A 12,847-nucleotide genomic window follows, 5' to 3' on the forward strand; every position below is an offset into this window, starting at 1 on the left:
GTCGGCGTCCCCACCACGAGCCGACGGGAGCTCCACCATGTCCGAAACCGTGCCGCTGCATCTGGCGGGCAACAACGCCCCGGTCCCCGACGAGGTGACCCTGGAGCCGTCCGGGGTCGTGGGCGAGATCCCGGCCGAGCTCCGCGGCCAGTTCTTCCGCAACGGGCCCAACCCGCGTACCGGCTGGTCGCCGCACTCCTTCGCGGGCGACGGGATGATCCACACCATCGCGCTCGACGGCGGCCGGGCCCGCTGGTACCGCAACCGGTACGTCCGCACCCCGCTGTACGAGCACCCCGGCACCTCCCGCTTCGCCCTCGCCTTCGACCAGGACAGCGGCCGCATCGACTACCGCGTCACCACGGCCAACACCCACCTCATCGCGCACGCGGGCCGGCTGTTCGCGCTGGAGGAGGGCGGATTCCCGTACGAGGTGACGCCGGACCTCGCCACGATCGGGCCGCACACCTTCGACGGAGCCCTGCGCACCCCGATGACCGCGCACCCGAAGACCTGCCCGATCACGGGCGAGCTGCTGTTCTTCGGCTACCAGCTGCGCCCGCCGTACCTGACCTACTACCGCGCCTCAGCGGCCGGCGAGATCGTGCAGACGCGGGTCGTGGACGTGCCGCGCGCGACCATGATGCACGACTTCGCCGTCACCCGGCACCACGTGATCTTCATGGATCTGCCGGTCGTCTTCGACCGCGCCCAGGCCGCGGCGGGCGGGCCGCCGTGGCGCTGGGACGACGCGCACCGCGCCCGGTTCGGCGTGCTCGCGCGCACGGCCGGGGCCGACGCGCCCGTACGCTGGTTCGACGTCGCGCCCTGCTACGTGTGGCACACCATGAACGCCTTCGAGGGCCCGGGAGGCGACACGATCACCGTCACCGGCACCCGCGTCCCCACGCTGTGGCGCGACGGCGCCGGCGACCTGGAGGGCGGGCTCCCGGTCGCCTACCGCTGGACGCTCGACCTGCGGTCGGGAGCGGTCGCCGAGGAACCGCTCGACGACGCGCCCAGCGAGTACCCCCGCGTGGCCGGCCCCGCGCTCGGGCTGCCCCACCGCTACGGCTACACGACCAGCTTCTCCCTGGACGCCGAGCCCGACCGGTCGGAGATCTACGCGTACGACCTCGTCGGCGGCGGACGGGCGGTGCACCGCCTCCCTCCGGGCCGCACCTGCGGCGAGGCCGTCTTCGTCCCGAAGTCGGGGAGCGCCGGCGAGAACGACGGCTACCTGATGACGTTCGTGCACGACCGCCGCACCGGCACGAGCCACCTCGCCATCCTGGACGCCGCTGACCTGGCCGCGCCCCCGCTGGCCGAGGTGCACGTCCCGGTGCGCATCCCGGCGGGCTTCCACGGCAACTGGATCCCGTCCTGAGCCCCGCGCTTCAGGGGTGGCTGCGCTGGTGCTGCTCGGGCAGGCGGCTCGCCGGGTGCGCCCACACCACGACATTGCCGGGGCGGGCGCCCGCTCCGCGGAAGAAGTCGAGGACCTCCTGGTCGGAGTAGCGCAGGCTGAAGTGCACCAGGACGAACAACGTCCGCGGGTGCGCCTCGACCACGGGCTTGAGGCGGCTCCACACGGTGTGCCCGACCCGGTTCGCGCGCTCCAGCTCGGCGTCGTCGAGGAAGGTGCACTCGGTGATGACGACCGGATAGTCGAACAGCCACGGGCTCCGCTCGAACACGCTCACGTGCGTGTCCCCGAGATAGGCGAACAGCGGCCTGCTCACCTCGGCGTCGACCTCGACCCCCTTCTTGCGCTGGAGCGCGACGAACCGGCCGAACTCCGCATCCCGCCCCTCCGCCGTCATCGACCGCCACATCTCCTCGAACTCCGGCCGCAGCGCCTTGCGCCGCTCCGAGAACGCGTAGCCCATGCAGGGCACCTTGTGCTCGCACTCCACCACCCGCACGTGGTGCCCGCGCCGGCCGAAGACGATCTCGTCGTCCTGCTTCACGCCGTGCAGGCGGTGGCCGCCCGCCAGCGTCGCGTCGAAGTCCGCCCCGTGGTTCAGCTCGGCCGAGGCACGCAGGTACGCCTCCGCGTACGGCACCGACGCGGCCGGCAGGTAGATGTCCACGCCGGACGCCTTCGAGGCCAGGAAGTCGAGATCCTTGGCGTGGTCGTGATGGGTGTGCGTGAGGAAGACCGTGTCCACCTGCCGCCCCTCGCACAGCCCCGCGTCGAGGCAGCAGCGCAGCTCGGGGATGTGGAAGAAGGTCTTGTCGTTGGCGCGGGAGTAGCCGGTGAGGGTCAGGTCCGTGCCGGGGATCCGCCACGTCTTCCACTGCCGGAAGGGATGCCCGCGCTCCAGCAGTTCCGGGTGGTCGGGCCAGGGTTCCTGCGCGTGCGTCATCCGAAGGCACCCTTCCCGAGCGGTCGTGGACGGCGCTTCCCGCCGCCGTCAAGATCGAGCGTCCGCGATCGTAGCGCCCCCATCTCCGGGGAACACACCGATTTTCCCGGCCGATCAGGTCATGACGGCCGCCCGTTGCGCGGTGTGTTTGACTGCAGCAAACCCCGTGGAGAAGGAGCCACCGTGACCAGTGCCAGCGCGGCCGCGATCACCGCCGTCACGTTCGCCGCCCTGTACGCAGGGCACCAGATCGGCGATCACGTGGTGCAGAGCAACAGCACTGCGGTCGCGAAAGGCGTCCCCGACGCGGAGCAACTGGCCAGGGGTGTCTCGCCGTGGACCGGCTGGCGGGCCTGCCTGCGGCATGTCGCCGGATACATCGGCACGCAGGCGGCGGCGCTGGCACTGGTGTGCGTGGCGGTGCCGATGCAGCTCGCCGGCATGGTGACCGCGCTGCTCGTGTCGGCCGGCACGCACGCGGTGATCGACCGGCGGTGGATCGTGCGCCGGCTGATCGAGCTCAAGAAGTGCCACGACTGGGCGGAGGGGCCGTACCTGATCGACCAGTCCCTGCACGTCGGCGCGATGCTGGTCGCGGCGGTGCTGGCCGTGGTGGTCGATGATTTCGGGGGCGTGGCCGCCGTCGCGATCGGCGCGCTGGCCCTGGTGGGCGCCGCCCTGCTGATCGAACGCCGCTCGGCCACGGCACAGGTGTGACTGACCGGCTCTGCTATATTCAGAAAATGCTGAATCTAGTGAACAAGCTGCCGTTGGATGGATGCGATTTGCGCTATGCCGACAGCGGCGGCGCGGGGACACCGGTGGTCTTCACGCACGGCGCCGGGGTCGATCACGCGATGTTCGACGCCCAGGCCGGACACCTGCGCGCCCGAGGATTCCGCGTCATCGTCTGGGACCAGCGCGGCCACGGCCTGTCCCGCCCCGCCGGCACCCCGTTCACCGCCGAACGGGCACTCGCCGACCTGTCCGCACTCATCGCACACCTGGCGCTCGACCGCCCCGTGCTGGCAGGCCACTCCCTGGGCGGCAACCTCGGCCAGGCCCTCGTCCGGCGAAACCCCCACCTGGCCCGAGCCCTGATCGTCATCGGCTCGACCTGGAACACCGGGCCGCTGTCCTGGAGCGAACGCCTGCTGCTCAAGCTGGCCGCGCCGGCCCTGCTGGCCCTCCCGGCCGGGCGCCTGCCGGAGCTGATGGCCGACGCCTCCGCACTCACCCCCGCCGCCCGGGCCGACGCGCGGCGCGCCTTCTCACAGCTGCCCAAACGGGACTTCGTCCAGGTGTGGAAGGCCACCGTGGAGCTGGTCGCCCCTGACCCCGGCCACCGGACGCCCGTACCCCTGTGCCTGATCCGCGGCGACCACGACCGCACCGGCAACATCGCCGCGGCCATGCCCCGATGGGCCCGGGCCGAGGGCGTCGAAGAGGTCGTCATCCCCGACGCGGGCCACCTCTGCACCCAGGACAACCCGCAAGCCGTCAACACGGCGATCGACACGTTCCTGCACACCCTGACCGCCCGCGAGGAGCGGTGATGGACGCCGGCAAGCGCAACACGTTCATCGTCTCGGTCGGTGACCTCCTCGCCTCCTGGAACCTGCCGCACGCCACCGGCCGCGTCTACGGCCTGCTCCTGGTGAGCGAGACACCCCAGTCCCTGGACGCGATCGCCGCCGAACTCGCGCTCAGCAAGGCCTCGGTCAGCACCGCCGTCCGCCAGCTGGACTCCTGGGGACTGGCCAGAACCATCCCCAGCCCGGCAGCCGCCGTCTGCTGGTGGAGGCCGCCGGCGGGATCGCATCCCTCCTGGAGGCCAGCCACGCCCGCGCCCGAACCCTGATCGCGGCCCTCCGCGAAGGGGAGGACCTGGTCAGCCCTGGTCCCGCACGTCGGCGGCTCCAGGATGTGATCGGGTTGTTCTCCGGGTATGTGGACGTGGGGAGCGAGCTGCTCAGCGCGTACCGGCGGCAGCAGGAACGTCGCGAGGACGACTGACTGGCCACTGGCCACCGGCCACCGACGCTGGGGCGGGCCGCAAGGTCCGCCAGCGCCCACCTGATCCCACTCGTACTCGGCTCCGACAGGCAGCCACAGCCGTCCGACCACCCAGACCACCCACCGTGCAGACCAACCACGACGCAGACCACCCACCGTGCAGACCACCCACCGTGCAGACCACCCACCGTGCAGACCACCCACCGTGCAGACCACCCACCGTGCAGACCACCCACCGTGCAGACCACCCACGACGCAGACCACCCACCGTGCAGACCACCCACCGTGCAGACCACCCACCGTGCAGACCACCCACCGTGCAGACCACCCACGACGCAGACCACCCACCGTGCAGACCACCCACCGTGCAGACCACCCACGACGCAGACCACCCACGACGCAGACCACCCACGCCTTCGCCATCGCCGCGAGCAAGCCCCCGCCCCCCTTGCCCCCTGCCCCTCCTTCTCAGCGAGCCGCCAGGATCCGCCGCCGCTGCCGCCGCCACTGCCACCGCCGCTGCTGCCGCCGCCGAAAGGGCCGAAGAGCTGTGCTCCTATGATCACCACATGCTTGATGAAAGCCGTCATGCTCACGACCTCCTGACCGGCCGACTGTCGCTACGACGCCCGTCACCGGACGACATAGACGCGATCCACGCCATCCACAGCGACCCCGCCACCTGCCTGCACAACCCTTCCGACGCCCTGTCCAAGCGCGAGGAAGCGACGGAGCTCTTCCATCGCTGGGACGATCACTGGCAGCGCTTCGGCTACGGCTACTGGACGGTGCGCCGCCAAGGTTCGGACCGACCGCTGGGCTTCTGCGGAACCAAGACCATGGACCTCAACGGCATGAGCGTGCTCAACCTCTTCTACCGCTTCGAGACCTCGTCCTGGGGCCAAGGACTGGCCACCGAGGCCGCGACCGCAGTGGTCGACTGGGTGACGCAACGCGCCCCCGAGTTGCCCGTGATCGCCCGCGTCCGCCCGGCCAACACCGCCTCCCAACGCGTGGCGATACGCGCCGGCCTGGTAAGGGCCGCCCACCTCGACCTCCCCGGCGAGGACGGCCTGGGCTGGATCTACGCCAAGAACCTGCACCACTGAGCCACCAGCCGCACCCACGACCCACGACCGAGACACCGCGGCCGCGAAACGGCCGAAACCCACCTCTCGGCGAACCCCACCCCAACGGGATAAGCTCCGGAAGCGATCTCGAACAGCTCCGCAACGACTACCTATGCGCAGGTCACGATGACGAGCTTGTACGACCACGCCGGCGGCACCGAAGCCCTGCACCGCCTGGAAGAAATCTTCTACACCAAGCTGCTCACCGACCCCCTGCTCAAGCAGCTCTTCCCTGAGCGCAAACCTTCCCATGTGCCGAACCTGACATCGTTCACCTCGGAATCCTTCGGCGGCCCCGACGCCTTCACCCGCGGCCCAGGCTTCGCCTACCTCATCAGCGCCCACCGGCACCTGCACATCACCGAAGAGCAACGGCAACGCTTCGTCGAGCTGTACATGGAGGCCTTCGAGGAGGCCGGGCTCCCTCGCGACCAGGAGTTCCTGGACGCGGTGCGCGAGCACGTCGAGTTCGGCTCACAGGTAGCCATGCAAAACTCCCACGCCACCACGGACGCGGACCTCCACCCTCTACGCGAAGTCCCCCGCTGGACCTGGGCCGGAGACAACCCAACCCCCTGACCCTCGCACCCCCGACCAGGCCATCGACCCCAATCCACCCCACCGACACCACCACCGAAGGGCCGACCCACCGTTCCACCTCCACGTCAGGAGGGCAGCCGTTGATCACCCTCCTGAAGGATGACGATCGCGGACATGAAGCCGCCCGCCGCCTTCCACTGAGCTCCTTCACCCAGGCACCCGCAGAGGACGCAACGACCCCGACCAAATCCCCGATCGACGAGCCGAGCCCCATGCCCACCCACGACGGCGGCTCCCTAACGGGAAACCCCAGGCAAGCCCGCCCGACGCACGCGACCGGCACCGCTCAGCCAGGCCAAGCCGACGCACGCGACTGACACCGCCAGGCCGGGCCGACGCGTACCGACATCGCTCAGACAGCCGCTTTTCACGTGCACCCAGATCACCACACCAGGCACCGTCCAGCCGACCGCTCACCGCGTCCGCCACACCCGCGCCGACCGCCCGCCACTTGCGCTGGACATCCGCTGCGTCCGCCGCTCGCGCCGATCGCCCGCCATGTTCACCGCTCGCGCTGACCACCCCCGGCGTCCACTACCCGCGCCGACCGCCCGCCACCCGACGATCAGCACCCATGAGAAGAGGCGAGGACAAGGCGGGCCGCCAGGTGCTTGCCGGCCTAACGTGGCGTGACCAGGCGGGCCTCGTAGGCGGCGATGACGAGCTGGGCACGATCTCGGGCCTGCAGCTTGGTCAGCAAGCGGCTGATGTGGGTTTTCACGGTGCCGGGGCTGACCTGCAGCTGGTCGCTGAGCTCGGCGTTGGACAGCCCGTGAGCGATGAGCGTGAGCACCTCGCGTTCCCGATCCGTCAACGTGTCGAGCCCGTGGAAGACCTGCTGCGCCGGCCGCCGTACGAACTCCGCGATCAACCGCGTGGTGACGCTGGGCGCGAGCAGTGTCTCGCCGGACGCGACCACCCGGATCGCTTTCAGGAGGTCGTCGGGTGGCGCGTCCTTGAGCAGGAACCCGCTGGCCCCGGCCCGCAGCGCCGCGTAGACGTATTCGTCGAGGTCGAACGTGGTCAGGATGAGGATCCGGGTGTCGCCTGCTAGCTGCTGGGTCGCGCCGATGCCGTCGAGGCGCGGCATTCTGACGTCCATGAGCACTACGTTGGGTGACTCGGCGCGGGCGAGCGCCACCGCTTCCTGCCCGTCGGCCGCTTCGCCGACCACGGTCAGGTCGTCCTCGGAGTCGATCAGCAGGCGGAAGCTGCCGCGCAGCAGCGCTTGGTCGTCGGCGATGAGCACTCGAATCAAGAAATCTCCCATGATGCGTGGACGCCGAACCCGCCTTCGGGCCGAGGCCCGGCCTCGAAGGTGCCGCCGTACATCATGACGCGTTCGCGCATGCCGACAAGACCGTGCCCACCGGAACGACCCGGCAGAACGCGCTGCCCTGACCCGTCGGAACGATCCGGCGGAAGGCGTCGCCCTGACCCGTCGAAACGGTCCGGAAGGATGCGTTGCCCTGACCCGTTGGGAGAGCTCGACAGGAGGCGCTGCCCTGACTCGCCGGGGCGGTCGGACAGGACGCGTTGCACCGACTCGCCGGGACGGTCGGACAGGACGCGTTGCACCGACTCGCCGGGACGGTCGGACAGGACGCGTTGCACCGACTCGCCGGGACGGCCCAGCAGGAAGCGTTGCCCTGACTCGTCGGAATCGTCCGGCAGGAGGCGTTGGCCTGGCCCGTCGTCGATCACCGAGATGCGCACCGTCCTGCCGACGACCGACACGTCCGCGCGGCAATGGGCGGGCGCGGCGTGCCTGACGACGTTGGTGATCGCCTCCTGGACGATGCGGTAGACGGATGCGCCCATGCTGTCGGGTAACGTGCCGCTCACCGAGAGGTCGACCCGCACGCCGGCCTCCGCCGCCCGTTCCACCAGAGCGGGCAGGTCGGCGAGGCCGGGGAGCGGCGCGCGCTCCGGTGCGCCGTCGGCGGCGCGCAGGACGCCGAGGAGCTGGCGCATCTCCATGAGGGAGCCGCGCCCGAGCTCCTCGATGGCCAGCAACGCCTTGCGCCCTTCGGCCGGGTGCTTGTCCAGGACCTTGGCCGCCACTCCCGCCTTGACGGTGATCATGCTCATCGAGTGGGCGACGACGTCGTGCAGCTCGCGCACGATGCGCAGGCGCTCGTCGGCCGCCGCCTGCTCGGCCTGCCGCCTGGCCTCCTGCCTGGCCTCGCGTGCGGCGAACTCGCGGCGGGTGCGCGCCGCCGTACCGAGACTCCAGCTCGCCGCGATGACCAGCCAGACCATCCCGACGATGAGGACGGGGTCGGGCCAGCCGTTGGCCCGCTGGGGCGCGCTCAGCGCCGAGAGCAGCGCGGCTCCGCCGGTGACGAGCAGGCCCGTCACCAGGGCGATCGCCGATCGCCGCACCGGACGGCCGGTCGCCACCGGGTAGATGGCCAGGGCTACCACGATCGCCGGCAACAGCCGGTTGACCTGCACGAAGAGCACGGCGATGCCGATCAGGAGCGCACTGTAGTAGGCGGGCTCGGGCCATGCGCGCCGCACCGCCACTGGCGCCGCGAGCAGCCAGCACAGCGCCATGGAGCCGGCGTCGGCGGCCAGCTCCGGCGGACTCGCCGTGGACGCCAGCGCGAGCAGCACCGCGACGACGGTGTCGACCAGGATGAGCAACCAGGGTGGAGGCCGCTGGGCGAGCAGATGCACATCGCCACGTTATCGAGGGGCGGGCGGGAGCGAATCGGAGCACGGGCTGTCAGACCAGGGTCGTACTCCGCGGCCGTACGCCCGTTTCGTCTGACCCTGGTCTGATCCCAAAGATCGGATCTGGCTCCGATGTGCGGACCCGCCGCCGTGCAGCATCGTTACCGCCATGAATCGACGCGGACTCATCACCCTGTGCCTGGCGGCCTGTCTCGCCGTGCCGCTCGGCAGTGTCGCGCTGGCCTCGGCGCAGGCCCACGACCTCGTGTGGAAAGACTGTGGTGACGGCCTGCGCTGCGCCGACCTGGTCGTCCCCGTCGACTGGGCCGATCCCGGCGGCCCCAGCACGTCGGTTCACGTGGCCAAGCTGCCCGCGACGGGCAAGAGCGCGAAACCGCTGATCGTCAACTTCGGAGGGCCCGGCACCAGCACGACGATGCTCAGGCGCAAGGGCGATCCCGACGCTCCGGCGGAGCTGCCGAGGCTGCTCGACGAGTTGCAGCGGAGCTTCGACGTCATCGCCATCGATCCGCGCGGCATGTCGGAGCCCGCGAGCGGCAAGAGAGTGAGCTGCGCGGAGCCCGAGTCCTCCATATACAGCCTGCTCCTGGCCAGGACGAAGCAAGACTGGGACGCCCACGCCGCCAAGAACGCCGCCCACCAGGCGAGCTGCCGCATCATGGCGAAATCGACCTGGGGCGGGATGACGGCCTGGAACGTGGCCCACGACATCGACGCCCTGCGCGCCGCGCTCGGCCAGGACAAGATCATCTACGCGGGCAATTCCTACGGCACCGTCTACGGCCAGGCGTACCTGGAGCTGTTCCCGCAGCGGGTCGGCCGCATGTACTTCGACGGCACCGCCGACCACACCCAGCCGGACTTCGAGGCTTGGCTGCGCAACTACGCGGTGACGCAGGAGCGGCATCTGACCCTGTTCCGCGACTGGTGCGCCCGCCGCACCGACTGCGCCCTGCACGGCAGGGACGCCGGCAGGGTCTGGGACGAGCTCGTCGCCAGAGCGCGCCGCGCGCCGCTGCCGGCATCGTCCGGACGAACGGTGTCCGAGGGGCAGCTGTACGCCGGCGGAATCAAAGGCATGAACCCGGCACGGTGGCCCCAGCTCGCCACCGCCCTCCGCAAGGCCCTCGACGGCGACGCCGGCGACTTCCTCGAAGAGCTGCGCCCCGACGAGGGCGGCACGTCCATAAGCCAAGACGCCCTGTGCAACGACTTCATGCCCAAGCTGCCCACGTATGAGGAGTTCCAGGGCATCGAGGCCAGGCTCCGTGAGATCGCCCCGAGGTTCGGCTGGATCGAGGGACGCTTCGAGCTCGGGCGGTGCTGGGGCCGCAGCGGCGGCGCGTCCTGGGCGCCGCACCCGCTGCGCGTGAAGGACACCCCGCCGATCCTCTTCGCGATCGGCGAGCTCGACAACAACACCAACCACCTCGGGCAGGCGCACGTGGCCGAGCAGATCCCGTCCGCGCAGGTCCTGCGACACGGCGACGGCCACGCGTCCTGGGCAGGCAACACCTGCCTGCGGCGACATGTCTTCACCTATCTCAGCACGGGCGCGCTGCCCGCCCCTGGCACGCGCTGCCCGGCCGAACGGATCCAGAAGGTAGGAAAATGATCGAGGTCACGGACCTGACAAAGGTGTACGGCTCCACGCGTGCGGTCTCAGGGCTCACGTTCGACGTCCGGCCCGGGCAGGTCACGGGCTTCCTCGGGCACAACGGAGCCGGCAAGTCCACCACCATGCGCATGATCCTCGGCCTGCACGCACCCACCTCCGGCAAGGCGTTGATCAACGGCGTCCGCAAACACGACCTCCGCGACCCCATGCGCGAGGTCGGCGCCATGCTCGACGCCACCGAAGTGCAGGGCGGGCGCACCGCGCTCGACCACCTCCAGGCCCTCGCCTACGCCGGCGGCATCAGCCGCCGCAGGGTCGTACGGCTGCTGGAGGAGGTCGGCCTGGCCGGCGTGGCACGCAAACGCATCGCCGGGTTCTCCCAGGGGATGCGCCAGCGCCTCGGCATCGCGGCGGCCCTGCTCGGCGACCCCGGCGTGCTCATCCTCGACGAGCCGGCCAACGGCCTCGACCCCGACGGCATCCGCTGGCTCAGAACCCTGCTGCGCTCCCTGGCCGCCGAAGGCCGCACCGTCCTGCTGTCGAGCCACCTGATGACCGAGATGTCCCTCACCGCCGACCGGCTCATCATCATCGGCCACGGCCGCCTGATCGAAGACACGACGACACCGGAGCTCCTGGCCCGCTTCCAGGACGAGGTCCTGGTCCGCTCACCCCACGCGTCCCGCCTGGCGACAGTGCTCGAGGCAGCGGGCGCCACGGTACGCGCCGCCCCGCCACCGGGCACTCCTACGGCCGGCACCGCCGTACGCGCGGCACCACCCGCCCTGCCGGGGACGGCCGGCACGTGGCGGGCCGCAGCGCCGCTGGACGCTCACACGGCAGACGGTGGCGTACACGTTGCGCCATCCGACCTACCTGCGGCAGACGCTGCACACGTCGCACCGCCCGGCCGGCCGGAAGCGGACGGCAGGCGGCCTGTGGCACCGCCCGGCATGCCGGAGGCAGACCACACCGTAGGGGCCACACCATCCGGTCTGCCAGGGGCGGACGGCAATGTGCGCGTAGCACCGCAGGACACGCGTGGGGCGGACAGCAATGTCCGTGTCGCACCGCAGGGCACGCATGGGACGGACAGCAACGTGCGCGTCGCGCCGCAGGCCACGCGTGGGGCGGACAGCAACGTCCGTGTCGCGCCGCAGGGCATGCATGGGACGGACGGCAGAGTGCGCGTAGTGCCGCCGGGCACGCTTGCGGCGGGCGAGGCGGTCTACGAGCCCGGAGGCGAAGGAGGGCTTCTGGTGGCGGGCATGTCTGCGGCCGCCATCGGAGATGCCGCCCTGAGAAGCGGCTGTTCCATTCATGAGCTGACACCGCAGCAGGTGTCACTGGAGGAGGCGTTCATGGAGCTGACCCGATGATCAACGTGATCGCATCCGAATGGCTCAAGCTTCGTTCGCTCCGATCCACCTACTACGTGCTGGCCTGCACACTCTCGGCCCTGGTGATCACCGGTGCCGCCGCCCTGTCGATCTCGCGCTACTTCGACACCAGGGGCCTGAGCGGCGAGATCGTCGGCACCGGGCTCCGGTTCAGCGCCGACATCCCTCCTGTCCTGTTCGGGATGCTGGGCGTGCTCGCGATCTCCGGCGAGTACGGCACCGGCATGATCAGGCTCACCTTGACCACGGTCCGGCGCCGATGGATGGCCCTCCTGGCCAAGGCCACGGTGGTGGCCGCCGTGGCCGCGGTCGGGGGCCAGGTAGTGGCGTTCGCCACCTACTTGACCGCGCAGGCGGTGGTGAGCGGGCGCCCGATCGGTGCCTCATTGTCTGAACCGGCGGCGCTGGCCGAAGTGCTGGCGGCAGGCGCCGGCTCCGCCGTGGCCGCGGTGATCGGGCTGGCCCTGGCCACGATCCTGCGTTCGACCCCGGGAGCACTCGTCGCGTTGGTCGCCCTGCCGCTGCTCCCCGCCGTGATCGAGCGTTTTCTCCCCGCCCCGTGGAACGACTGGGTAGCGTCCCTGACGCTACCCGCCTTGACCCGGCAACTGGCGGGCGTCCCCGACGCCGGCGGCTTCGGCCCCTTCACGGCCACCGCCATCCTTGCCGGTTACGTGGTGTTTTCCCTCTTCGCGGCAGCTTTAGTGATCAACCGCCGCGACGTCTGACAGCAGCGGCGGGCCTTGCACAGCGGCTCCCATGCCGTTCTGCACCGACGTCATCGCCATATTCGCGCACGCAACCCTGAAGATCGCCAGGTAACCCGCGAGCTCGCCAGGTAACCCGCGAGATCGCCCAGCGCTGTCGCCGCGTTCACATAGCAACCCGGGAGATCACTGGCGCCGTCGCCACGCTTACGCAGGTAACCCTGCAGAACAGTTGCCTCGGGACGGTTCGTGGCGTGACTTGTGCAGGCTGCCGGTGCCGCTTCCAGATCGTGGTTTGACCTGGGTG

Annotated in this window: 12 protein-coding genes; 9 read left to right on the plus strand and 3 right to left on the minus strand. The window is 70.5% G+C overall.

What is annotated here, in order from left to right:
• The first annotated feature begins 37 nt into the window (after positions 1–37).
• Positions 38–1,387 carry a carotenoid oxygenase family protein gene (locus tag KIS93_RS42380; protein WP_080038309.1) on the plus strand — a complete coding sequence of 450 codons (1,350 nt, stop codon included), beginning with the start codon at positions 38–40 and terminating at the stop codon, positions 1,385–1,387.
• A 10-nt stretch (positions 1,388–1,397) separates the two neighbouring features.
• Here the strand turns inward: KIS93_RS42380 and KIS93_RS42385 are convergent, their stop codons facing one another.
• Positions 1,398–2,369 (minus strand): MBL fold metallo-hydrolase, encoded by a 972-nt coding sequence (locus KIS93_RS42385; RefSeq protein WP_080038310.1) that lies wholly within the window; start codon positions 2,367–2,369, stop codon positions 1,398–1,400.
• Positions 2,370–2,552: 183 nt separating this feature from the next.
• On the opposite strand from KIS93_RS42385, the gene KIS93_RS42390 reads away from it, so the two are divergent.
• The 5 genes from KIS93_RS42390 to KIS93_RS42410 all read left to right on the plus strand — a co-directional run bounded on the left by KIS93_RS42390 (position 2,553) and on the right by KIS93_RS42410 (position 6,094).
• Positions 2,553–3,086 (plus strand): DUF3307 domain-containing protein, encoded by a 534-nt coding sequence (locus KIS93_RS42390; RefSeq protein WP_168012812.1) that lies wholly within the window; start codon positions 2,553–2,555, stop codon positions 3,084–3,086.
• Positions 3,087–3,112: 26 nt separating this feature from the next.
• The gene (locus tag KIS93_RS42395; protein ID WP_080038312.1) at positions 3,113–3,925 is read left to right on the plus strand and encodes an alpha/beta fold hydrolase; all 813 of its coding nucleotides are present in this window, start codon (positions 3,113–3,115) and stop codon (positions 3,923–3,925) included.
• The gene (locus tag KIS93_RS42400) at positions 3,925–4,230 is read left to right on the plus strand and encodes a GbsR/MarR family transcriptional regulator (protein ID WP_246005443.1); all 306 of its coding nucleotides are present in this window, start codon (positions 3,925–3,927) and stop codon (positions 4,228–4,230) included. The genes KIS93_RS42395 and KIS93_RS42400 overlap by 1 nt, the downstream gene beginning before the upstream one ends.
• Positions 4,231–4,954: 724 nt before the next feature.
• Positions 4,955–5,494 (plus strand): GNAT family N-acetyltransferase, encoded by a 540-nt coding sequence (locus tag KIS93_RS42405; protein ID WP_080038315.1) that lies wholly within the window; start codon positions 4,955–4,957, stop codon positions 5,492–5,494.
• 156 nt (positions 5,495–5,650) lie between these two features.
• A complete protein-coding gene (locus tag KIS93_RS42410; protein WP_222107841.1) occupies positions 5,651–6,094 on the plus strand; it encodes a group II truncated hemoglobin in 444 nt (147 codons plus the stop codon).
• 640 nt (positions 6,095–6,734) lie between these two features.
• Here KIS93_RS42410 and KIS93_RS42415 read toward each other — a convergent pair.
• The gene (locus KIS93_RS42415; protein WP_080038317.1) at positions 6,735–7,373 is read right to left on the minus strand and encodes a response regulator; all 639 of its coding nucleotides are present in this window, start codon (positions 7,371–7,373) and stop codon (positions 6,735–6,737) included.
• Positions 7,370–8,797, minus strand: coding sequence for a sensor histidine kinase (locus tag KIS93_RS42420; protein WP_155126969.1), 1,428 nt, complete (start codon positions 8,795–8,797; stop codon positions 7,370–7,372). Before KIS93_RS42420 ends, KIS93_RS42415 begins: the two co-directional genes overlap by 4 nt.
• A 166-nt stretch (positions 8,798–8,963) precedes the next feature.
• Here KIS93_RS42420 and KIS93_RS42425 point away from each other — a divergent pair, with 166 nt between their 5' ends.
• Genes KIS93_RS42425 through KIS93_RS42435 form a run of 3 tightly spaced genes read left to right on the plus strand, consistent with a single transcriptional unit; the run spans position 8,964 to position 12,561 of the window.
• On the plus strand, positions 8,964–10,430 hold the full coding sequence (locus KIS93_RS42425; protein WP_080038319.1) for an alpha/beta fold hydrolase: 1,467 nt from the start codon (positions 8,964–8,966) through the stop codon (positions 10,428–10,430).
• Positions 10,427–11,812: an ATP-binding cassette domain-containing protein gene (locus KIS93_RS69240; protein ID WP_080038320.1), complete on the plus strand. Its 1,386-nt coding sequence runs from the start codon at positions 10,427–10,429 to the stop codon at positions 11,810–11,812. The genes KIS93_RS42425 and KIS93_RS69240 overlap by 4 nt, the downstream gene beginning before the upstream one ends.
• Positions 11,809–12,561, plus strand: a complete 753-nt coding sequence (locus KIS93_RS42435) for a hypothetical protein (protein ID WP_080038321.1) — start codon at positions 11,809–11,811, stop codon at positions 12,559–12,561. The genes KIS93_RS69240 and KIS93_RS42435 overlap by 4 nt, the downstream gene beginning before the upstream one ends.
• The last annotated feature ends 286 nt before the right edge of the window (positions 12,562–12,847 follow it).

Source organism: [Actinomadura] parvosata subsp. kistnae, from assembly GCF_900323885.1.
Taxonomy (GTDB): domain Bacteria; phylum Actinomycetota; class Actinomycetes; order Streptosporangiales; family Streptosporangiaceae; genus Nonomuraea; species Nonomuraea composti.